The following is a 22,723-nucleotide window of genomic DNA, read 5'->3' as shown; positions in this document are numbered from 1 at the left end:
TAAACTGAAATAAAGCAATTATGATGTTAAAGGAGAAACAAATCGAAATGATAGAGAAAGCAGAGGCACTCTTTGCAGATAATGGATATCAGCTAACCGGCATCCGCGATATCGCCAAAAAAGTGTGCAGCAACTCATCAATGGTAAACTATTATTTTAATTCCAAGGAAAATCTCCTGCGTGCGATTATAAATTACCGGACTGCAGATCTGGAAAAACTACTGCTCAATAAGGTATACCAGAATAACACCCCTTTTGAGCAAATATGCCAGATATTGGATACATTTGTGAATAAAGCATTCAAATTTAAGGATTTCCACAAACTGCTGATCCAGCTCGAAACCTCAAATGCGGCAGATGATTTACTTAAAGACTTTTATAAACTGAGGGTTAGTATTTTCAATCATATCCAGGCAATTATCAATACAGGTCAACAAAAAGGACACTTTAAAAAAGAGATAGATGTATTCATGTTTTATACTGTGATATCAGGTACCATTGCGGCCACGATTCTTAATAATCACCAGCTGGCTGGCGCCTTGGTTAGCGAGGGAATTCCGGAAAAACATGCGGATGAAAAACTCCTTGAACGTACATTAGCTACTTTAGGTACAATAGCTGATGCGATGTTGGTCGCCAATCATTAAAATCAATCTATTCCACTGATAATGCCGAGGCCTTCCAGTTTTGCCTCAATACTTTCCACATCAGCTTGCGGTACGACAGTATATAACCGCATCATTTCCTCCGCTTTTTCCACCATATTTTTAGAACCAATAAAAATGGGTACCCGCTGGTGCAGTTCGGTAGGATTAATGTCGAGGATGCGTTCAAAGCCTGTTGAGGCCTTTCCCCCCGCCTGTTCAATGATCAGGGCCATGGGGTTGCACTCATACAAAAGCCTTAGTTTACCCTTTGGCGACCTGGAGGTGGTCGGGTATATATAAATTCCGCCTTTGATGAGGTTCCGGTGGATGTCGCCCACCATCGAACCAATATACCGTGAAGTATAAGGACGCCGGGTAGCATCATCTTCTACCTGGCAGTATTTGAGGTACTTCTTTACGCCATCCGGAAAATGCACATAATTTCCCTCATTGATAGAGTACAGGTAACCTGTTTCGGGCATTTTCATTTCAGGGTGCGACAGACAAAACTCCCCTATCGATGGATCCAGCGTAAAACCGTTTACGCCTTTGCCTGTGGTGTACACGAGCATGGTCGACGAACCATAGATGATGTAACCAGCGGCCACCTGGGCGGTGCCCTTCTGCAACACATCGTCCAGGTTTGCCCGGCCTTCCGTCGATTTGCGTCTGTAAATCGAAAAGATGGTACCCACCGCAACATTTACATCCGTATTGGATGAACCGTCGAGGGGGTCGATGCAGACAATGTATTTTGCATTTTGCGACACCGCAGATTCGATGTGGATCACATCATCTTCTTCTTCTGTAGCAACCAGACAACATTCCCCACCACTGGCCAGGGCAGCAATAAACTGCTCGTTTGCGTAAACATCCAGTTTCTTTTGTTCTTCTCCCTGCACATTCGTGCTTCCGACGTCTCCTAAAATGTCAACCAGCCCCGCCTTGTTTACTTCCCGGTTTACGATTTTAGCGGCAATGCCAATATCGCGCAGCAGCCTGGATAATTCACCCTTTGCATAGGGAAAATCCGCCTGTTTTTCAATAATAAATTGTCCTAATGTCTTGACGCCACAAACCATACTTAGTGTATATTTTACATTATCTACCTGATAATTCTATGACCGCTAAGGTATGAATATTTTCGTCAGTAATGCAAAATCTGATCAACGTTCGTACTTTGTGCCAACCTTGTTTCCCTGCTGCACCAGGGTTTATATGCAAACATTTTAGCTTTTCATCGAACATCACTTTCAAAATATGCGAATGCCCTGTAATGAACAATTTCGGAGGGTTAGTGTAAATTTCCGGCTTTACCAAAGCTGAATATTTTCCGGGATAACCTCCGATGTGTGTCATCCAGACCGGTACATTTTCGCAGTTAAAGCGGTTGTGTTCGGGAAATTCGTTTCTGATCGCGGCATCATCGATGTTTCCATACACCCCACGCAGGGGTTTGAATGCAGCCAGCGGCTCCGCAACGCCGGGTCCGAAATCGCCAGCATGCCATATTTCATCACAGTCGTCAAAATGTTTGAAAACTGCATCATCTAAAAAACCATGGGTATCTGAAATCAATCCTATTTTTTTCATCAGGCAAACTTAATGGTGTGTTTATTTTACAGGATAATCTCCACAGTAAAAGCATAAAATTTAATAAACAACTACATAGGAGCAAAAAATAGTTGCAAAAAGCTTTTAATCACCTGGCAAAATACCCTATTTTGAACGTACAATCTTGATATCTATTTCAACATTAAATCAATAGGCTAAAAAGAAATCTTTAAGTAGTATTTTATATTCAGCTGTATGCACTTTCAAATCTTGATATAGATAGAAATCACTTTCCTGTATTGCCGTTTTAATTTTCCCTAAACTTATCATCTGCCTGAAAGCAGCTTTAGAACGATCGGAATGAACATGTATTTTTTCCAGCAACTCCATTCCATAATACCCAGCCTGTACAACCACCTCATCGGCCTGTTTTACCGGAAGGATCAGCCAGGCCTGGCCATCAGCAGTCAATAACTCACTGATCTTTTTTACCAGCAGATTAAAAAAACCATCTTTGGCATGCCTGGCAATGCCTTTCCGAATCTCTTCATTTTTAAGATCATTCACAAAAAAAGGTGGATTGGAGACAATCAGATCAAATCTTTCGGGAGAATGATATTGTTCAATTGCTATATTGCTAATGTTTAAACGACGATTGAATGGCGATTCTTGAAAATTCCGTTCCGCAGTTTTCGCAGCTTGTTCATCGATTTCTACCGCATGTATCTTTGCATCAGGAAAACGTTGCGCCAACATCAGGGCTATCACACCTGTACCTGCCCCAATATCCAGGATGTTTTTAGGATTATGGTGATTGGCAGTCGCGCCTATCAAAACGCCATCGGTATTAATTTTCATGGCACAACCGTCTTGATCGACCTTAAACTGCTTGAATTTAAAAATACTCATGCTAAACCTCGTACAATTCTAATGGTAAACCGTCCGGATCGGCAAAAAAGGTAAAACGCTTACCCGTAAATTCGTCAATGCGGATCGGTTCGGTGATAATCCCCTGTTTATTTAACTGCTCAATCTCCTGCTCCATATCGGTTACCTCGAAGGCAAGATGGCGCAACCCCTGTGCCTCGGGCCGCGATGGCCTTGCCGGTGGATTTTCGAAAGAGAAAAGTTCGATCTGATAAATGCCATTCACAGCCAGGTCCAGCTTGTACGATTTCCGTTCTGCCCGGTAAACCTCAGCAAGCACCGTGAAGCCCAGTTTATTTACATAAAAATCTTTTGATTTTTCGTAATCAGAACATATAATGGCAATGTGGTGGATTCGTAGCATAAGTAATGATTGAATTGAAGAATGAGTGTATTATTGAATGATTCGCAAAGTTCTGCATTCTCTAATTCAAAATTCTATCATTCGGCCATTATTTTAAAATCGTTCAAAATTCTATCATTCAATCCTTCATTCCTTCACTCATTAAATTTAAAAACGCTAAATTTGCGACTTCAAAAAAAAAGCATGATTCATTTCTTCTCTAGTTATCCTGAGCCTGTCGAAGGGCAATCGCAGACGATTTTTGTTTTACAAACAGACAAAACGCTTTCTACAACTGATATTACTAAACTCGAATGGTTATTTGGTGGGGCCAAAATCTCGCAGGAAACAGCGCTAAAGGGCTTTTTTGTAGGTCCGAGGGCAGCTATGATCACCCCTTGGAGTACCAATGCAGTAGAAATCACCCAGAATATGGACATGCAGGGCATCATCAGGATCGAAGAATTTAAACAGGTTGACGAAGCCTTTTCAGATTACGACCCGATGCTTTCTCAAAAATATGATAAAATTGACCAGGATATTTATACCATCAACATCAAGCCTGAACCAATTTTAGAAATTACGGATATTGCCGCTTATAATAAACAGGAAGGACTCTCTTTAAGTGATGAAGAAGTTGACTATTTAAATACTCTAGCGCAAAAATTAGAAAGACCATTAACTGATTCAGAAGTTTTTGGCTTCTCGCAGGTCAACTCAGAACACTGTCGCCATAAAATCTTTAACGGAAAATTTGTAATTGATGGTGTAGAGCAGCCTACTTCATTATTTAAGCTGATCCGGAAAACTTCTGAAGAAAACCCGAACGATATTGTTTCAGCCTATAAAGATAATGTCGCTTTTATTAAAGGGCCTAAAGTACAGCAGTTTGCACCAAAACGTGCCGATCAGCCTGATTTTTATGCCTTAAGTGATTTCGATTCGGTAATTTCTTTAAAAGCAGAAACACATAATTTTCCAACTACTGTTGAACCTTTCAACGGTGCTGCAACAGGATCAGGTGGCGAAATCAGAGACCGTTTGGCGGGTGGCCAGGGATCTTTACCTTTGGCCGGAACGGCAGTTTATATGACTGCCCTTTCCCGTCTGGAAGAAAACCGCCCCTGGGAACAAGGTGTGGAAGAAAGACAATGGCTGTACCAAACGCCAATGGATATCCTGATCAAAGCATCAAACGGTGCTACAGATTTCGGTAATAAATTTGGTCAGCCGCTCATTACCGGTTCGGTTTTAACTTTCGAACACGAAGAAGATAACCGCACCCTGGGGTTTGATAAGGTAATTATGTTGGCCGGCGGTATTGGTTATGGCAAAGCCAGCCAGGCGCAGAAGCTTAAACCACAGGAAGGTGATAATATCGTGATCTTAGGTGGCGAAAATTATAGAATTGGAATGGGTGGTGCAGCAGTTTCGTCCGCTGATACAGGGCAGCACGGAAGCGGCATTGAGTTAAATGCCATTCAGCGTTCGAACCCTGAAATGCAAAAACGTGCGGCAAATGCCGTTCGTGGTTTGGTAGAAAGCGATCACAACCCGATTATCTCCATTCACGATCATGGTGCAGGTGGTCACTTAAACTGTTTATCAGAACTGGTTGAAGAAACCGGTGGTTTGATTAATCTGGATAAACTTCCGGTAGGCGACCCTACCCTTTCGGCCAAAGAAATTATCGGTAACGAATCGCAGGAAAGAATGGGATTGGTAATCGGTAACGAGCATATCGAGACCCTTCAAAAAATTGCCGACCGCGAGCGTTCACCGATGTATACCGTTGGCAAAGTTACCGGCGACCACCGTTTCACTTTTAAATCGGCCAATAGCGGTTTAAAACCCATGGATTTGGAGTTGGCAGCCATGTTTGGCAGCTCACCGAAAATTGTAATGGAAGATCATACGGTAGACCGTAAATATAGCGAGCTGAATTACGATGCCAGCCAGTTGAATACTTATTTGGAACAATTGCTTCAATTAGAAGCCGTAGCTGCTAAAGATTGGTTAACCAATAAAGTAGACCGTTGTGTGGGTGGCCGCGTAGCCAAGCAACAGTGCGCGGGTCCGTTACAATTGCCGTTAAACAACTGCGGTGTAATGGCATTAGATTTTCAGGGTAAAGAAGGTATTGCCACTTCGGTTGGCCATTCGCCAGTTTCAGCACTGATAGATCCGGCTGCAGGTAGTCGTAACGCCATAGCCGAATCACTTTCTAACATCGTATGGGCACCTTTAAAAGATGGCTTGAAAAGTGTTTCACTTTCTGCCAACTGGATGTGGGCCTGTAAAAATGAAGGCGAAGATGCAAGGTTATATTCAGCCGTAAAAGCTTGTTCTGATTTTGCAATCGACTTGGGCATTAATATTCCAACCGGGAAAGATTCCTTATCGATGAAACAGAAATATGCCAACGGCGATGTGATTGCTCCCGGAACAGTGATCATTTCTGCTGGCGCCAACTGTGATGATATCACCAAGGTAGTGGAGCCGGTATTACAAAAAGATGGTGGTGCCATTTACTACATCAACTTATCAAACGACAGCTATAAATTAGGCGGTTCATCTTTCGCACAGATTTTAAATAAGGTAGGTACCGAAACACCCGACGTAAAAGATGCAGCACAGTTTAAAAAGGCATTCAATACCTTACAACAATTAATTAAAGCAGGCCAGATCCAGGCCGGACACGATATTGGTAGCGGTGGTTTAATTACAACCCTGCTGGAAATGTGTTTTGCCGACCGCGATTTAGGTGCTCAACTCGACTTATCGGCCTTGGCAGAGCAGGATAGCCTAAAATTGCTTTTTGCCGAGAATATTGCCATTGTTTTCCAGGCTGATGCTGCTGTTGAAGCTACATTGACCGAAAATGGCGTTATTTTCCATAAAATCGGTACAGTAACCCCTTCAGCTACGCTTGAAGTCAAAAATGCTGGCGACAGCTTTAGTTTTGATATCGACCATCTACGCGATGTTTGGTTTAAAACTTCGTACTTGTTAGATAGCAGACAAACCGGTAACGGGTTAGCCAAAGAGCGTTACGATAATTATAAAAACCACGTTTTAAATTACAGTTTCCCGCTTACTTTTGATGGTAAAAAACCGGTAATCGACGAAACCAAACCAAGACCAAAAGCAGCTATCATCCGCGAAAAAGGAAGTAATTCTGAGCGGGAACTGGCAAACGCCATGTATTTAGCCGGCTTTGATGTAAAAGATGTACACATGACCGATTTAATTACCGGCAGAGAGACTTTGGAAGATATCCGGTTGATCGGTGCGGTGGGTGGGTTCTCTAACTCTGATGTTTTAGGATCGGCAAAAGGTTGGGCAGGTGCATTTTTATATAACGAGAAAGCGAGAATTGCTTTAGAAAAATTCTTCGCCCGCCCGGATACTTTATCAGTAGGGATTTGCAATGGATGTCAGCTATTTGTCGAGCTGGGCTTAATTAATAAAAATCACGCTGATAAACCTAAAATGCTACACAACAAAAGTGGCAAACACGAAAGCATTTTCACTTCACTAACCCTACAGGAAAATAATTCGGTGATGTTATCGAGTCTCGCCGGCAGCACTTTAGGGGTTTGGGTATCGCACGGTGAAGGACGATTCTCCTTACCTTATGCAGAAGATCAATACAAAATTGTAGCCAAATACGCTTACGAAACCTATCCGGCCAGCCCTAACGGTTCTGACTACAACACCGCCATGTTATGCGATGAAACCGGCCGTCACCTGGTGATGATGCCACATATTGAGCGTTCATTGTTCCAATGGCACTGGGCAAATTATCCGGCAGGCCGTAAAGACGAAGTTTCGCCATGGATGGAAGCCTTTGTAAATGCCCGTAAATGGATTGAAAACCAAGGGTAATATTTGGATGGAAGATATAAAATGGATGATGGAATTAAAAAACCGTCATCCATTTTTTTTGCGATGTTAAAACTACTTCCATTTCAAATGGTCTCAGCAAATCGGAGACCATAAAATACATCTCACAGCTAAACCCTTGAAATTTAAAAGTACTGATCGCCGGGTATAAATAAGCGGAGTTTAGTCTTTACAGACCTCGTGTCTATTGTTGATCAAACCATAAATAGTCCGTTTGCTTCAAATATTTTTCATAAATAAAACTATTTAATTAGTTATTTTGTATATTTAACTAAATTTTTAGTTAATGAAAAATCTAAGGAAAACTATTCTGTTTTTGCTGGTACTGATTGCCTTCAAAACAAATGCACAACTACAGGGTAAAATCCCATCGCTCGCTGATACGGCATGGACTTTAAGCAACAAGGCAGGCGTCAATCTAAAAATAAAAGGCGATAAAAATGGCTATTTCAATTTGGATATAAGCAACCTGCAGCCTGGCATCTATAATTTTGGCGACATGGGGGAAATCTTTCTGGCCCCGGCGTACAAAACCACCGTCGATTTCGTTGATGAAAGGTATCAGATAAAAGGTGATGGTGCCCTGGAAAATAATATTCTGACAGACTTAAGAAAAAGACTGCAAACCTTTTTAGGCAATCCGGGCTATGATGTTAATTTTAAATATTTGATAACCGAACCAGCTACTTTTATACCAATGCTTGATGACTACGTTCAAGTGATCAGTACAAAATCAGAAAAATCGAATAATAAATTTTTTAAAGACTTTATTCGGTCAGAAGCGGCTTTTAGCAAGAGATACGTACTGTATGCTTACTCAAGATTTTACGGCCTGGACTCGTCAAGAATGGCTACTTTGAGAAAAGTGCTGACTATTCCAATTGCAGAACGCAACGAGAATTATAAAAAAGACCTTTTTGCTGCTTACCAAGCTCAATTCTCTAAAAGGTTATCTGCTGAAGAAAAAGAATTATTAAACAAAACTATTTATGATGGCTGGGATGTAAACAATGAAATATTTTATAAAAACTCAAACTACTACAAAACGATGATCAGCTATCGGATCGATTACCTGTCCACCCAGCCAGCGTATCAAAATATCAGGGACTCAATAAAAAATGGTGATCTTATTAAATTAAAAATCACTAATAATTTAATAAATAACACTTTCATAAAAGAATATTTCACATATATCTATAGCAATGGGGCTATCAGAAAAGCAAAACAGCCCGCTGAAGTTACCTTTATATATGATTCGTTCGTAAAGAATTCAAAAAACCAAAAATATATTTCCGAGATAACTTCCAGTTACCAAAACTTGGTAGCCACCGTAAACCATGTTCAGGCACCAGATTTTAACTTTATATCTTCCACCGGCAACATGGTCAGTTTAAAGAGCCTTAAAGGAAAATACGTTTACATCGATATTTGGGCAACATGGTGCGCACCTTGTATCGCACAGATACCTGAACTAAAAAAGCTGGAGGAAAAATACAGGAATAAGAACATTTATTTTGTTAGCATTTCTGTGGATAAGAAGGCGCAAAAGGAGGATTGGTTAAATTTCGTCGCAAAAAATAATTTATCAGGTATTCAGCTAATGGCTGATCAGGATTTTGAATCTGATTTTATTAAAAAATTTGGAGTAAATTCAATTCCGAGGTTTATTTTGATTGATGCTGATGGTTTAATTGTTGACAATAATGCCAAACGGCCATCAGACCCGGCACTTGCAGAACAGCTACAAGCGTTAAAACTTTAACTTCGTCCATTACCTGCCCTGCCACCTAAACCCGACCGAAGTGGAAAACCCGGAGCCAGCGGCACGAGGGCGAGGATTTGAAACAAAGGGCGGGGCAACCGGAACCGAAAAGCACTGTATCTGCTTTCCAAAAGATGATCAGGCTCGAAGATGCTCAATACTGATAAAAATCTGGAAATCATCTGCTAACACTAACTCCTATTTTTTTTTATTAGGAAATGAGCGTTTTGCTTTTCATCGCAACTGTACTCCCGCCATCGCTCATAGTCCTCGTTTCGGTGTACTCCACTGCGGGCTAACCGCTCTGTCGGGTTTATTGAACAAACGCCGGTTAGCTGATACAAAACCTGTTTATGCGTTCGCGATATACCATGAATACGGTTACCAGCCACGCCACCTAAACCCGACCGAAGTGGAAAACCCGCAGCCAACGGCACGAGGGCGAGGATTTGAAACAAAGGGCGGGGCAATCCGAACCGAAAAGCATTGTATCTGCTTTCCAAAAGATGATTAGGCCCAAAGATGCTCAATACTGATAAAAATCTGGAGATCATCTGCTAACACTAAATCCTATTTTTTTTATTAGGAAATGAGCGTTTTGCTTTTCATCGCAACTGTACTCCCGCCATCGCTCATAGTCCTCGTTTCGCTGCACTCCACTGCGGGCTAACCGCTCTGTCGGGTTTATTGAACAAAAGCCGGTTAGCTGATACAAAACCTGTTTGTGCGTTGGCGATATACCATGAATACGGTTACCAGCCACGCCAACTAAACCCGACCGAAGTGGAAAACCCGCAGCCAGAGGCACGAGGGCGAGGATTTGAAACAAAGGGCGGGGCAACCGGAACCGAAAAGCACTGTATCTGCTTTCCAAAAGATGATCAGGATGTATATATCCGGATATTATCGGCAGCAAGGCGAACAAAAAAAACGGCCTGAGCAATGCCCAAACCGTTTTACCTAACCCTACATCTACCTAAAAACCAAGAGCGTTAATAGTTGAAGATGGTACAGGGTAAGATGGAAGGATAACCATCACCATTTTCAATCTCTTTATTGTAATTTCCCGTCATCCATTTTCCATCCAACATCATTCATCTCTTCATATCCCCTGCACATCCTTTCTCACTTCTCTTCTCCAGCCCTTACCATATTTTTTGTCCATAAAAGAGGCGACTACTTTATTGTAATCTTCAATCCTGATGGCTGAAGGCCCTACACAACCAAAATCATAATACACCACGCCGTATTTTTGCTCAAACAGCTCTTGCCCTTTAACACGGGTGGCTACAATCCCGCCCCGAATCAGGAATTTAAGCCTGCCATTTTTAATATCGGCATTGGCCTGTTTAACGCTTTCTGTTTTAATACCATCAGCAATTAAAAATGGTTTCGCACTTAAGTGTCCAGAAATCAAACATAGCGTTAACCAAATTAAAGCATACTTTTTCATGGATATCGCAATTAAATTTAATTAGCAATCTGAAAATTAATCGCCATATTATACCTCACCCTTACCGGAACACCTTTGTTTTTGCCAGGTTTCCACAGCGGTGATTTTTTGATCACTTTGATGGCTTCTTCGTCACAGCCATAACCCAGCCCCCTCAGCACTTTAACATCGGTAACCGAACCATCTCTCTCCACCACAAAGCTCACAAATACTTTACCCTGTATCCCATCTTCCTGTGCCTGATACGGATACCTCAGGTTACGCTCCATATATTTAGACCAGGCTTTTGCACCCCCGTTAAATTCCGGGTATTCATCCACTCCGCCCAGATCGATAACCGCACTCGGATCGCCGGTACCCTCGCCATTTTGGGCTGTACCTGTACCATCTCCACTGCCTTTATTATCGCTGATGACCAGATTAGGTGCAACAACACCATCTTGTGTTTGATCGCTGATCACTGCATTTTCAATTTCTTTAATGGTTGGCGGATCGGGAAGATCTACTTTATTTACCACAACCACCTGTGATGGAAGCGCAATTGTTTTCACCTTAACCGGATCAGCTTTTGCAGGTTCAATCTTTTTCTCCGGTTCAGGCGTTTTTGGTTTCATTTGGTGGATCACCTGAGTTAAATCAATAACCTTGGCTTTTTCTTCAACCACATTTTCTTTAGGGACCAACTTATTATAAATTAAAGGGGAGAAACAGGCGAGCACAAATAAACTACCGGATATAAAAAGCACCCTGGTCATAATCGACGATGATTTGGATCTTAAATCATAAGCGCCGTAGTTTTTGTTGCGGTCTGCAAATACAAGATCGAGCCACTCGGTCTTGTATACGTTAATTGAAGAGTTGAACATAGCTTTCATTTTTATACCATGATGCAACAAAATCTGCAATTCCATAACGCTACCAAAAAATCTATTTTTATTGCAAAAAATGAAATTTTCCTTCCGAAAAACATTTTTTTATTTCATTTTCAATAAAATTGCTATAAATTTTGCTATTATTTTATTTGAATTGATAAAATATGCTATTTTTGACAAAAAACATAACGAATTAATGAAAAGCTTAAGAACCATCGCATTAAAAGAGGCTCAAAACAGAATTTCACCTGAAGTTAAATCTCCTTCTAATAAAATTTCTGACTTTTTTGGCGCTAATGTATTTGATAAGAAAAAAATGAGAGATTTCTTATCTAAAGACGTGTATGAGAAATTAATTTCATCTATCAACCAAGGTGAGTTAATTAATGCAGACGACGCGAACCAGATTGCTACTGCCATGAAATCATGGGCAATGGCTGCCGGAGCAACCCACTACACACACTGGTTCCAGCCTTTAACCGGTACTACAGCCGAAAAACACGATTCGTTTTTTGAGCCTAGCGGTGAAGGTGCAATCGAAAAATTTTCAGGTAGCGCTTTAGTTCAGCAAGAACCAGATGCATCGAGTTTCCCTAACGGTGGTATCCGTAATACTTTCGAAGCACGTGGTTATACGGCTTGGGATCCTTCATCTCCAGCCTTCATTATGGAAAGTAAAGCAGGTAAAACCCTTTGCATTCCTACCGTTTTCGTATCTTATACAGGCGAGGCCTTAGATTATAAAGCACCTTTATTAAAAGCATTAGCTGCGTTAGATAAAGCTGCCGTTGATGTATGCCAGTATTTCGATAAAAGCATCACTAAAGTAAATGCTTCTTTAGGTATTGAGCAAGAATATTTCCTTGTTGATGAGTCGTTATTTAATGCCCGCCCGGATTTATTGTTAACCGGTCGTGCTTTATTCGGACACATGTCTGCCAAAGGTCAGCAATTAGAAGATCACTATTTCGGTTCTATCCCTGAGCGTGTATTCACTTTCATGGTAGATTTCGAAAACGAAGCCCTGAAATTAGGTATTCCTTTAAAAACCCGTCACAATGAGGTTGCCCCTTCTCAATTTGAGTGCGCACCGATTTATGAAGAAATCAACTTAGCTATCGATCACAATCAATTGCTGATGGATTTGATGGAAAAAGTTGCCCGTCGTCACCACTTCCGTGTTTTATTACACGAAAAACCATATGCAGGTATCAACGGATCAGGTAAACACAACAACTGGTCGTTAATTACCGATACCGGGAAAAACTTATTGGCACCTGGTAAAACGCCAAAAAACAACTTAATGTTCCTTGCTTTCTTTGTGAACACCATTAAAGCAGTGAGCGAGCATGCCGATTTATTACGTGCAAGTATTGCATCGGTAAGCAATGATCACCGTTTAGGTGCCAACGAAGCGCCACCAGCCATTATCTCTATCTTCCTGGGTTCACAATTGAACGATGTATTAGATGAGATTGAACACTCACGTATCAGCAAAAAAATCAAAGAAGATAACGCGCTTTGGTTAGGTATCCCTAAAATCCCTCAGATTTTATTGGATAATACCGACCGTAACCGTACTTCTCCTTTCGCCTTTACCGGTAACAAATTTGAGTTAAGAGCGGTAGGTTCTTCTGCAAACTCTTCTGCTCCGATGACGATCTTGAACGCGATTATGGCTGAGCAGTTGATTAAATTCAAAGCTGAGGTAGATAAATTGATCAAAAAAGGTGATAAAAAAGACATTGCTTTATTAACAGTGATCAAAAAATACATTAAAGAGTCTAAATCAATCCGTTTTGAAGGTAATGGTTATAGCCAGGAGTGGGAAGATGAAGCTGCAACACGCGGTTTATCAAACATCAAAACCACACCAAAAGCTTTAGACGCTTATCTGACTGAAAAATCAGCTGAATTATTTGCAACAACCGGTATTTACAGTTCACGTGAAATTCATGCCCGTCATGAAATCATGTTGGAAAACTTCTACAAAAAATTACAGATCGAAGCACGTGTAATGGGCGAAGTAGCCAATACATCTATCATTCCTGCTGTAATTGCTTATCAAAACTCATTAATCGAAAACATTAAAGGATTAAAAGAGCTTGGTATAGAAAGTAAATCTTCTTTAGAAATTGCTAAAAAACTATCTGAGCACTTAGATATCGTGAAAACCAATATCGATGCGATGTTGGAAGAACGTAAAGTAACCAACAAATTGGAAGATACCCGCGAAAAAGCGATTGCTTACGATGAGAAGGTTAAATCTTACTTCGATACCATCCGCTACCACGCAGATAAATTAGAGCAAATTGTTGACGATAGCGTTTGGCCTTTACCAAAATTCAGAGAGTTATTATTCATGAAATAGATTTTAAGCCATAAGGTTTAAGTATAGGGCGTAAGGTTTAACTTTACGCCCTTTTTTTGCTTCTTAATTCATTGGTTTATTTATCATTGGTTCCTTGGTATTAAAGTCGATAACTGAAACCTGGTAATTAAAAACTATAAACTCCCATCTTATCGTCATCCTGATACACCCGACCGACCGGAGGATCTTACAGTCCATAATAATCAACTACGTCTATTTTCTAGAAAGCAATACCCCTGCTCCTCGGTTAAGATAGTCCTGCTTTCCTTCCTGCTGTGAAATTTTTCTTAAACTAAATTCATCTTCCACAGCATCCATTCAATCAGGTTTATTTAACAAAAGACGGTGCAAGCCCCCCAAAAAAACGAACCAAACGCTGTACCCTAAGCCCCAGCCGATAGGTATCGGATGTACGAATGCCGTTTCATCCGTTATTTTTTTCTATTCCACAGTTTTAAAACGGCAGCAAGAAAGCGGGACAGCAAACCGCCATGGAAAGCGACCGTTCACTTCCAAAACCACATCTGATTATTTACTTTGCACAATCGATTCCCGACTTTAGACTTTAGACTCCGGACTTCTGACTCCCGACTTCAGACTTTCTATCTTCTCCCCTTTTACCTTCCACCTTAAACAACTATCTTTGCGGCAACATGAGTGATAACAGGTACAATCAACGTGGCGTTTCTGCCTCAAAAGAAGATGTGCACAATGCCATCAAAAACATCGATAAAGGAATTTTTCCAAAAGCATTCTGCAAAATCATTCCCGATATTTTAGGTGGTGATCAGGCATATTGTAATATTATGCATGCTGATGGTGCCGGCACCAAATCATCTTTAGCTTATGTCTACTGGAAAGAAACCGGCGATATTTCGGTTTGGAAAGGTATTGCGCAGGATGCCATTATCATGAATATTGATGACCTGATCTGCGTTGGTGCTACCGATAATATCCTCTTGTCATCAACCATTGGCCGCAATAAAAACCTCATTCCGGGCGATGTAATTGCAGCGGTAATTAACGGTACAGAAGAAATTCTGGCCGATTTACGCGCGCAAGGCATATCCATTTATTCAACAGGTGGCGAAACAGCCGATGTGGGCGATTTGGTACGTACCATTATTGTCGATTCTACAGTTACCTGTCGTTTGAAGCGTGAAGACATTATTAGCAACGATAACATTAAACCTGGCGATGTCATTGTAGCATTAGCCTCTTCGGGACAAGCTACTTACGAAACCGAATACAATGGCGGTATGGGCTCGAATGGTTTGACCTCCGCCCGTCATGATGTTTTCGAAAAATCAATCGCCAATACCTACCCGGAAAGCTTCGATCCGGCGGTGCCGTTTGATCTGGTTTTCTCGGGTGGCAAAAAATTAACCGATGAAATCGAAATCGAAGGTTACGGTAAAATAACCGTAGGCAAACTGGTACTTTCTCCTACCCGTACCTATGCCCCGGTAATTAAACAGATTTTGGAGCAATACAGCAATCAGATTAGTGGTATTGTACACTGCAGCGGTGGTGCACAAACAAAAGTGCTTCACTTCATTAATGATGATATCCATGTCATAAAAGACAATTTATTTCCTGTTCCGCCACTATTTAAGCTGATCCAGGAACAATCGGGTACCGATTGGAAGGAAATGTACAAAGTGTTTAACATGGGACATAGAATGGAGCTGTATGTGCCACAGGAAATTGCCGGGAAGATTATCGAAATCTCAAAAAGTTTTAATATCGATGCCCAGATTATTGGCCGCGTAGAAAAAGGTAATCAGAAACAGGTAACCATTGAAAGCGAAAAAGGCACATTTGTTTACCATTAAATATCTTCGTCATATTAAATATAAAAGGCTTTGGATAAAAAATCCGAAGCTTTTTTTGTTAAACGGGTTTCTTTTTATGAGTATGATTGAAATAAATTTATTACAATCTGTAAAAATCATTTTCCACCTGAAAAAAGATTTATATTAGTTATACCAATTAACAGAACATGAATGATAAAAAGACCATAGTAATGGGCTTAATGGCTTGCTTGATATTAATCCTCAGTGCCTTTATGCCTAAACCCGAACCAGAACCGAAAGCAAAGAATTTGAAGGTGTTGCCAAAAAATATCAGTAAGGAAGAACTGGATAAGGTAATGGACGATTTTAAGCTTGCATTAGGTGTGCGATGCAGCCATTGCCATGCGCCAATGAAAGACAATCCCAGAAAGCTGGATTTTGCCAGCGATGAAAAACCTGAAAAGGAAACTGCCCGCGAAATGATGCGTATGACCGCCAAGATCAATAAAAAATATTTTCACAATACCATGAAGGAAGGGAAAACGATTACCCAAATCGCCTGTATAACCTGCCATAACGGTAAAATAGAGCCAGCGAAATAAAAAATTACCCAAGTAAAATTTTACTATTAAAAGCAAGAAGCCTGATTTATAGATCAGGCTTCTTGTTTTTAATCTCTCGTTACGAACTTATGAAAGGTACTTTCTTCTCCATCAGCTTTCTTTTCCTGATAAAGGAAATCAAGTTTGTGCTCATCAAAAGTTTTGAAGAAAGTATCCCAATCTGTTTCTTTTAAATCGGATTTGTTATCGCTATGTTTAGGAAAATGTATCCTTAAAACACCTCCTCCGCTTTTTTTATCTGTATCTGCAACTATAGCAGGTACACCACCATGTTCTTCAGCCCATGCTCTAATGTTGGCATGGTTATGGGTTTGTTTTGAACCGCTCATTGTTTTATAATTTAATTTTAAATAAATAGACTAACAATAAAATCGCGTTCAGGTGGAAATGGTTTTTATAAAATAAAAAAAGCCCCGATCGCTTTGATCGGGGCTTTAATATTTATTACCGTTTAAGTGTTAATTAAAGTTATAACGAACACCAAACTGCATATAATAAGTAGATAATATAGTTTGAGTTGTCCCAAAAGTTTCTTTAACAATATCGCCTGATGAATTAGCCAATCTAAATAATGGCTTCGTTCCAGCAGCAATTGATGAAATATTTTGAGGAACAAGAATTGCAGCGTTGTTTACAAAGTTTTGATTTCCCCATTTACGGTTTAACAAGTTACCAACATTAAAAATATCAACTGTGAATTGGAAAGAGTTCTTAGTTTTTCCAAAATCTTTGAAAACCTCTTGTGTTAACCTAAAGTCGAATTGATTTCTCCAAGGAGAAGTTCCACCATTGCGTTTTGCATACTCACCTCTATGCTGACTTAAGTATTTGTCTTGATTGATATAAGCTTCAAATAAATCAGCTTGCTCTTGTGCGCTGTATGCTCTCGCATAGCCGTTGGTATTTGCAGGTATGGCTGAAAAATCACTTGCAGTAAATTCACCCTGTTTAGGAATATAAATTAGATCGTTTCCAGATACACCATCACGATTATAATCTCCATTATAAGTATAAGAGAACCTTCCTTGTTGAGTTCCTTCATAGAAAAGCGAGAATGATGTTGCCAAATTGCCAAAATATGCCTTTCTATATGAAATATTGGCTACTATACGATCTGGATTTAAGTTACTTGAATAACTTAGTGTAGGAGTATTAGGATTAACAGAAGTTTGTGGCAACGACCACAAGTTAGCTAGCTGGTCACCATTTTGATCACCGTAATTGCGTTGATCTGAACGGGTATAAGCGATCATCGCCGATAAACCACTTCTAAACTGTTTAGTTAACTGAGCCGTAGCCATCCAGTTATAACCACCTTTAACATTGGTCATCTGAATTGCATTAAATCCTGTAATGTTACCATTAGCACCGCCATTTGGAGTTCCTTGCGCAACTGGTAAACCTGAGGCGTTGATAGGATTATAATATTTATCTGTATTTGCAGCCGGATAGAATAATCTAGTATCCCCGTAACCTGTAATTTGTATAGCTGGGTTAACCAAATTTAAATTTTTAGCAAAAGCGACATTAAGATCACGTCCGTAAATACCTTCGATGGTTCCAACTACTCCCCATGGTAGTTTAACATCAAATGCTAAACTTGATTTCCATGTTTGTGGAAATTTAAGATTTGGAGCCATCACACTAACTCCAGAAGATGGAATAGAGCTTCCTGCCGGAGGAGCGGTGGTAGTTAATTGAGGAGCAATGCTCGGGTTAAAGAACGGAGTTGCGTTACCCACATAACTTTGAGTATATTGCAATAAACCAGCATCACCCGATTGAGAAACAATCCAAACAAATGGAATACGCCCTGTAAAAATACCTGTACCACCACGTACTTGGAATGAGCGGTCGCCCATCACATCCCAATTGAAACCGAAACGAGGTGAGAAAGAAATTTTATTTTCAGGTAAAACTCCTGTATCCACTTTTTGACCTGCAAAATTTAATCCCGCCACTAAAGGATGAGTTTTAATTTCAGTCACATCAGGATAACTGGCACGCTCTACCCTTAAACCTGCGGTTAACTTTAAGCGGTCTGAAACAGTAAATTCATCTTGAAGATAAGCAGAATATTGCGCGAACTTAAAGCTTGGATAAGCCTGAGAACCATCAGCAGTTAAAGGATAGGTAACGGTGTATTGAGCAGGCCTCTGATTTGTGACAAAATCATTCCATGATCTAAAGGTATAAAAACCTGTTCCGAAACGTTGAAAGCCATTTTTGGTCGTGCTGTATTCCGCCTGAACACCTAAAGTTAAGTTGTGTTTACCTAAAGCTAAACTTAAATCATCACTATAGGTATAAGAACTTACATCTCTTAAATTGCCATAAGAAAATGGTTCGTAACCAAAAGATGTTAAAACATTACCTAAGTTTGCGCTTGTCCCGGTACCATCAAGGATGTCAACTAAAGGAAATGGAGATCCATCTGTAGTTCGGGGATCGTTTTGATGAGAATAAGTAGCCCTTAAAACATTAGTTACTTTGCTGCCAAAATTGGAATTTAACTCAGCAACGCCAGAATATAAATTTGCTGCTTGATAGTAATTGGTATTTGCGAAAGGTAAACCAGCATTTCTAAGGGTTCCAGATCTAGAATTCAAATATGAATAACCAGTAACTGTTCCAATTGGTGAACCACCGGTTGATGTACTAGCAGAAGCAGGAGTTTTACTTTCAACCTGATTATAACGTACACTGAAACGATGGTTCTTAGTAATATTCCAATCTAATCGAGCAAACATTTTTTCATTGTCGCTGATATTTGAATAACCTTGGTAAGGACCGGTCACATAATTATATCTTGATAGAAGGTAAGAACTTACCTGGTTTAAAAAGCCTTCCGTAGCCTGCACGGTATTTGGATTAGCAGAACTATAAGGCACTGCTGCGGTTGCAGCTACACGTTGAGTACCAGGCTGAATGGTATGTTTCTTTTCGTAGTTAACAAAGAAAAACAATTTATCTTTTACAATGGGACCGCCCAAGCTAAAACCATAATTTTTCTCATCCAATTTCTGTAAAACAGGAATTCTATAAGTTTCGCCAATTCTTTTTCCTTGCTGCTCCTCTCCACGCATAGTATAAAAAGCATTACCTGAAAAATTATTGGTACCAGAACGCGTCACAGCAGTAACAGAACCTCCGGTGAAACCAGTTTGACGAGCATCATAAGGCGTTACATTGATCGAAATTTGCTCCAATGCATCAATTGATATTGGTGAACCACCAGCTGGAATGTTCTGACCAATACCAAATTGGTTGTTAAAGTTAGCACCGTCTACCGTAAAGTTATTAGAACGATAGTTACCACCACCAATCGCCGTACCATTAGCCTGCGGTGTTAAACGTGTTAAATCGTTAACACTACGTGAAATAGTTGGTAAAGACTGAATCTGATCTTTATTGATGACTGTTGAAGTTCCATTTTTATTAGAATTCAAAATGGCACTTGCACTTTGACCCACTACCTTAACTTCTGCTAAAGTTGAGCTGTTATCGGTTAGCGTTAAATTTAGAACATAAGGTTCACCTAATTTCAAATAAACTTCAGTTTGTTTTTCAGGCCTGTAACCAACAAAACTAACCTCGATGGTATAAGGACCACCAACCCGCATTCCACCGATGGTGAAACGACCGTCATTGTTTGTAGAAACAGAATAAACAGTCCCCGTAGGTGTGTGGGTCGCTTTAACACTAGCACCAGGCAAAGCGCCTTTGGCATCCTTAATTGTTCCCGTCATTGATGATGTGGTTACCTGTGCATCCGCACCAAAAGTAATACCTACGAATGCAACAATAACCAGTACTAATCTTAAAAGTAAAGATTTCTTCATACTTTGATTTTTAAATGTTTTTTTTTAAAATGATAATTCAAAGGGATTTTATAGCTGCAAATGTCCTAATAAAATTTAACACATTTTAACATTCAATGTTAAATAATTATTAAGTCGGCCATAATTTTTCAACATTTAACACATCAGGTACTAATTACAACTTTCAGTTTATCAACACATTGATTGGAAAACTAAATTTTTAACAACAAAACCAATAATTGCTTATTATTTCAACATAAAAATTAAATTAACATTGGTATTTTTCTAATAATACATATCAACAATTATTTTTTGAACAATAACATCGATATTATTCAACTTTTAATCTGCTTTTCCATATATAATTTTGCAAATTGACATAATTTTAGATTTCATTTTTTGGCGGGAAACCCAAACAATATTCAACCATTGTAAATTTTAACAGCGATCTGCATATTGACTTAGCCAATTGACATTTTTTTTTTAGTTTTGGACGATGGTTAACGGAGCAGTCTCCGTTAATTTTTGGTAATGTTAAAGTTCAGGTCAGGGATTAAGATTGAAATATACAGATTACCTACATCACTTATAAATACAGAACATTAAGAAACAAATATCTTTAAGCAGAACGGAATTACAGCCTACAATTAATATTCATGATGTAATGGCAAACTCCATCTGAAAGATAAATAACAAATTAAAAAAAACAGATGAATTACGACGTTATTGTTTTAGGCAGCGGCCCCGGTGGTTATGTAGCTGCGATCAGAGCTTCTCAATTGGGACTAAAAGTTGCCATTGTTGAGCGTGAATCATTAGGTGGTATTTGTTTAAACTGGGGCTGTATCCCTACTAAAGCACTTTTAAAAAGTGCTCAGGTTTTCGAATATATTAATCATGCTGCTGATTACGGAATCACAACGGCCGGTGCAACGGCAGATTTTGCTGCTGTGGTAAAACGCAGCCGGGGTGTGGCCGATGGTATGAGCAAAGGCGTTCAATTTTTAATGAAAAAAAATAAAATTGACGTAATTATGGGTACCGGTAAGGTAAAACCAGGAAACAAATTAGAAGTTAGGGGTGCAGATGGTTCCCAGAAAGAACTAAGTGCCAAAAATATCATCATTGCTACCGGTGCCCGTTCAAGGGAATTACCTAACCTGAAACAGGATGGTAAAAAGATTATCGGCTACCGCCAGGCCATGGTACTTCCTGAATTACCAAAAAGCATGGTGGTGGTAGGTTCTGGAGCCATCGGCGTAGAATTTGCTTATTTCTATGCGACCATGGGTACCAAAGTAACCATTGTAGAGTTTATGGAAAACGTGGTTCCGGTTGAAGATGAAGACGTTTCAAAACAGTTGTTACGCAGTTTAAAGAAAACTGGTATCGATGTAATGACCTCGGCAAGTGTTGAATCTGTTGATACCAGCGGTGCGGGCTGTAAGGTTTCTGTTAAAACAGCTTCGGGCATGCAAACCATTGAAGCCGACATTGTCCTTTCTGCAGCAGGTATCGTGGCCAATATCGAAAACATTGGCTTAGAAGAAGTAGGTATCAAAACCGAAAAAGGTAAAATTGTTACCGATGAGTTCTATAATACTTCTGTTAAAGGATACTATGCCATTGGCGATGTGGTAGGTGGCCAGGCACTGGCACACGTAGCTTCTGCAGAAGGAATTATTTGTGTAGAAAAAATCGCCGGTCAGCATGCTGAGCCTTTAGATTACAACAATATCCCGGGATGTACCTATTGCACACCTGAAATTGCTTCGGTAGGTTATACCGAAAAAGCGGCTAAAGCAGCTGGTTATGAATTAAAAATCGGTAAATTTCCGTTTTCTGCATCAGGTAAGGCAAGTGCTGCCGGTGCCAAAGATGGTTTTGTCAAATTAATTTTCGACGCTAAATACGGAGAATTATTAGGTGCACACATGATCGGCACCAACGTTACCGAAATGATCGCCGAAATTGTTGTGGCCCGTAAATTAGAAACTACCGGACATGAAATGATCAAATCTGTTCACCCTCACCCAACCATGAGCGAAGCGATTATGGAAGCTGCAGCTGATGCTTACGGAGAAGTGATCCATTTGTAATTATAATTAACAAAAATTTGAAAAGCCCCGAAGATTTTGGGGCTTTTTTCGTTGCAGCCACTAAACAATTTTATGGCTGGGCACCGTCTGCTGCGACCTTTCTGCCGATCAATATAAATACGACCTACTATATTCCTAAAACATTTAACGCGACTATGTGTTCGGTAATTAGCTAATAAATGATTATTTAAATAAGGGATATATTATGCATTGGATTTTACTAGTTATTGCCGGGCTTTTCGAGGTGGGTTTCACCACATCATTAAAATTATCAGATGGTTTTACCAATTGGAAATGGGCTGCAGGATTCGTGGTTTGTGTTATCATCAGTTTTGTTTTTCTAACCAAAGCGATTGAACAAATTCCGTTAGGTACCGCTTATGCCATATGGTCGGGAATCGGTGCCGTCGGAACAGTTCTGGTCGGCATATTTTATTTTAAAGAAGACGCTAATTTCTGGCGGATTTTCTTCATCGGCCTTTTAATTTTATCTATTGTAGGTTTAAAACTGGTCACACCAGACAAATCATCTTAGCAGAACAATTTCGC

At 40.0% G+C, this 22,723-nt stretch carries 16 protein-coding genes; 8 read left to right on the top strand and 8 right to left on the bottom strand.

The window, feature by feature from the left end; all coding sequences use genetic code 11:
- Nucleotides 1-20: 20 nt before the first annotated feature.
- On the top strand, nucleotides 21-647 hold the full coding sequence (locus ACK1I8_RS05010; RefSeq protein ID WP_412468243.1) for a TetR/AcrR family transcriptional regulator: 627 nt from the start codon (nucleotides 21-23) through the stop codon (nucleotides 645-647).
- 2 nt (nucleotides 648-649) lie between these two features.
- Here the strand turns inward: ACK1I8_RS05010 and fbp are convergent, their stop codons facing one another.
- The 4 genes from fbp to ACK1I8_RS04990 form a co-directional block, all read right to left on the bottom strand.
- A complete protein-coding gene (gene fbp, locus ACK1I8_RS05005) occupies nucleotides 650-1,729 on the bottom strand; it encodes a class 1 fructose-bisphosphatase (protein WP_412468242.1) in 1,080 nt (359 codons plus the stop codon).
- 19 nt (nucleotides 1,730-1,748) lie between these two features.
- Nucleotides 1,749-2,240 (bottom strand): metallophosphoesterase family protein, encoded by a 492-nt coding sequence (locus tag ACK1I8_RS05000; protein WP_412468241.1) that lies wholly within the window; start codon nucleotides 2,238-2,240, stop codon nucleotides 1,749-1,751.
- A gap of 168 nt (nucleotides 2,241-2,408) precedes the next feature.
- Nucleotides 2,409-3,110 carry a tRNA1(Val) (adenine(37)-N6)-methyltransferase gene (locus ACK1I8_RS04995; protein ID WP_412468240.1) on the bottom strand — a complete coding sequence of 234 codons (702 nt, stop codon included), beginning with the start codon at nucleotides 3,108-3,110 and terminating at the stop codon, nucleotides 2,409-2,411.
- A gap of 1 nt (nucleotide 3,111) precedes the next feature.
- Complete coding sequence (locus ACK1I8_RS04990) at nucleotides 3,112-3,492, bottom strand: VOC family protein (RefSeq protein WP_412468239.1); 381 nt, start codon at nucleotides 3,490-3,492, stop codon at nucleotides 3,112-3,114.
- A 183-nt stretch (nucleotides 3,493-3,675) separates the two neighbouring features.
- On the opposite strand from ACK1I8_RS04990, the gene purL reads away from it, so the two are divergent.
- The gene (purL, locus tag ACK1I8_RS04985; RefSeq protein ID WP_412468238.1) at nucleotides 3,676-7,359 is read left to right on the top strand and encodes a phosphoribosylformylglycinamidine synthase; all 3,684 of its coding nucleotides are present in this window, start codon (nucleotides 3,676-3,678) and stop codon (nucleotides 7,357-7,359) included.
- 304 nt (nucleotides 7,360-7,663) lie between these two features.
- A complete protein-coding gene (locus ACK1I8_RS04980) occupies nucleotides 7,664-9,139 on the top strand; it encodes a TlpA family protein disulfide reductase (RefSeq protein WP_412468237.1) in 1,476 nt (491 codons plus the stop codon).
- A gap of 1,102 nt (nucleotides 9,140-10,241) precedes the next feature.
- On the opposite strand, the gene ACK1I8_RS04975 is transcribed toward ACK1I8_RS04980, so the two are convergent.
- Both ACK1I8_RS04975 and ACK1I8_RS04970 read right to left on the bottom strand, forming a co-directional pair.
- The gene (locus ACK1I8_RS04975) at nucleotides 10,242-10,592 is read right to left on the bottom strand and encodes a hypothetical protein (protein WP_412468236.1); all 351 of its coding nucleotides are present in this window, start codon (nucleotides 10,590-10,592) and stop codon (nucleotides 10,242-10,244) included.
- Nucleotides 10,593-10,609: 17 nt separating this feature from the next.
- Complete coding sequence (locus tag ACK1I8_RS04970) at nucleotides 10,610-11,458, bottom strand: energy transducer TonB (RefSeq protein WP_412468235.1); 849 nt, start codon at nucleotides 11,456-11,458, stop codon at nucleotides 10,610-10,612.
- Nucleotides 11,459-11,660: 202 nt separating this feature from the next.
- On the opposite strand from ACK1I8_RS04970, the gene ACK1I8_RS04965 reads away from it, so the two are divergent.
- The 3 genes from ACK1I8_RS04965 to ACK1I8_RS04955 all read left to right on the top strand — a co-directional run bounded on the left by ACK1I8_RS04965 (nucleotide 11,661) and on the right by ACK1I8_RS04955 (nucleotide 16,233).
- Nucleotides 11,661-13,835, top strand: a complete 2,175-nt coding sequence (locus ACK1I8_RS04965; protein ID WP_412468234.1) for a glutamine synthetase III — start codon at nucleotides 11,661-11,663, stop codon at nucleotides 13,833-13,835.
- Between the two features lie 653 nt (nucleotides 13,836-14,488).
- The gene (locus ACK1I8_RS04960) at nucleotides 14,489-15,670 is read left to right on the top strand and encodes an AIR synthase related protein (RefSeq protein WP_412468233.1); all 1,182 of its coding nucleotides are present in this window, start codon (nucleotides 14,489-14,491) and stop codon (nucleotides 15,668-15,670) included.
- Nucleotides 15,671-15,837: 167 nt separating this feature from the next.
- On the top strand, nucleotides 15,838-16,233 hold the full coding sequence (locus ACK1I8_RS04955; protein ID WP_412468232.1) for a c-type cytochrome: 396 nt from the start codon (nucleotides 15,838-15,840) through the stop codon (nucleotides 16,231-16,233).
- Between the two features lie 68 nt (nucleotides 16,234-16,301).
- Here the strand turns inward: ACK1I8_RS04955 and ACK1I8_RS04950 are convergent, their stop codons facing one another.
- Nucleotides 16,302-16,583: a hypothetical protein gene (locus ACK1I8_RS04950; protein ID WP_412468231.1), complete on the bottom strand. Its 282-nt coding sequence runs from the start codon at nucleotides 16,581-16,583 to the stop codon at nucleotides 16,302-16,304.
- Nucleotides 16,584-16,712: 129 nt separating this feature from the next.
- A complete protein-coding gene (locus tag ACK1I8_RS04945) occupies nucleotides 16,713-20,096 on the bottom strand; it encodes a TonB-dependent receptor domain-containing protein (protein ID WP_412468230.1) in 3,384 nt (1,127 codons plus the stop codon).
- Between the two features lie 689 nt (nucleotides 20,097-20,785).
- On the opposite strand from ACK1I8_RS04945, the gene lpdA reads away from it, so the two are divergent.
- Entirely contained in the window at nucleotides 20,786-22,174 is a 1,389-nt protein-coding gene (gene lpdA / locus ACK1I8_RS04940) for a dihydrolipoyl dehydrogenase (protein ID WP_412468229.1), read from the top strand.
- Nucleotides 22,175-22,379: 205 nt separating this feature from the next.
- Nucleotides 22,380-22,709: a DMT family transporter gene (locus ACK1I8_RS04935; RefSeq protein ID WP_412468228.1), complete on the top strand. Its 330-nt coding sequence runs from the start codon at nucleotides 22,380-22,382 to the stop codon at nucleotides 22,707-22,709.
- The last annotated feature ends 14 nt before the right edge of the window (nucleotides 22,710-22,723 follow it).

The sequence above is a fragment of the Pedobacter sp. KLB.chiD genome (assembly GCF_047040275.1).
GTDB lineage: Bacteria > Bacteroidota > Bacteroidia > Sphingobacteriales > Sphingobacteriaceae > Pedobacter.
Note: the sequence above shows the minus strand (reverse complement) of the source record. Positions and strands in the feature narration are given on the sequence as shown.

What these genes read in the sequence shown, in the direction of transcription:
- ACK1I8_RS05010 (WP_412468243.1), top strand. Translation starts at nt 21, where the DNA reads ATGATGTTAAAGGAGAAACAAATCGAAATGATAGAGAAAGCAGAGGCA.
- fbp (WP_412468242.1), bottom strand. Translation starts at nt 1,729, where the DNA reads ATGGTTTGTGGCGTCAAGACATTAGGACAATTTATTATTGAAAAACAG.
- ACK1I8_RS05000 (WP_412468241.1), bottom strand. Translation starts at nt 2,240, where the DNA reads ATGAAAAAAATAGGATTGATTTCAGATACCCATGGTTTTTTAGATGAT.
- ACK1I8_RS04995 (WP_412468240.1), bottom strand. Translation starts at nt 3,110, where the DNA reads ATGAGTATTTTTAAATTCAAGCAGTTTAAGGTCGATCAAGACGGTTGT.
- ACK1I8_RS04990 (WP_412468239.1), bottom strand. Translation starts at nt 3,492, where the DNA reads ATGCTACGAATCCACCACATTGCCATTATATGTTCTGATTACGAAAAA.
- purL (WP_412468238.1), top strand. Translation starts at nt 3,676, where the DNA reads ATGATTCATTTCTTCTCTAGTTATCCTGAGCCTGTCGAAGGGCAATCG.
- ACK1I8_RS04980 (WP_412468237.1), top strand. Translation starts at nt 7,664, where the DNA reads ATGAAAAATCTAAGGAAAACTATTCTGTTTTTGCTGGTACTGATTGCC.
- ACK1I8_RS04975 (WP_412468236.1), bottom strand. Translation starts at nt 10,592, where the DNA reads ATGAAAAAGTATGCTTTAATTTGGTTAACGCTATGTTTGATTTCTGGA.
- ACK1I8_RS04970 (WP_412468235.1), bottom strand. Translation starts at nt 11,458, where the DNA reads ATGTTCAACTCTTCAATTAACGTATACAAGACCGAGTGGCTCGATCTT.
- ACK1I8_RS04965 (WP_412468234.1), top strand. Translation starts at nt 11,661, where the DNA reads ATGAAAAGCTTAAGAACCATCGCATTAAAAGAGGCTCAAAACAGAATT.
- ACK1I8_RS04960 (WP_412468233.1), top strand. Translation starts at nt 14,489, where the DNA reads ATGAGTGATAACAGGTACAATCAACGTGGCGTTTCTGCCTCAAAAGAA.
- ACK1I8_RS04955 (WP_412468232.1), top strand. Translation starts at nt 15,838, where the DNA reads ATGAATGATAAAAAGACCATAGTAATGGGCTTAATGGCTTGCTTGATA.
- ACK1I8_RS04950 (WP_412468231.1), bottom strand. Translation starts at nt 16,583, where the DNA reads ATGAGCGGTTCAAAACAAACCCATAACCATGCCAACATTAGAGCATGG.
- ACK1I8_RS04945 (WP_412468230.1), bottom strand. Translation starts at nt 20,096, where the DNA reads ATGAAGAAATCTTTACTTTTAAGATTAGTACTGGTTATTGTTGCATTC.
- lpdA (WP_412468229.1), top strand. Translation starts at nt 20,786, where the DNA reads ATGAATTACGACGTTATTGTTTTAGGCAGCGGCCCCGGTGGTTATGTA.
- ACK1I8_RS04935 (WP_412468228.1), top strand. Translation starts at nt 22,380, where the DNA reads ATGCATTGGATTTTACTAGTTATTGCCGGGCTTTTCGAGGTGGGTTTC.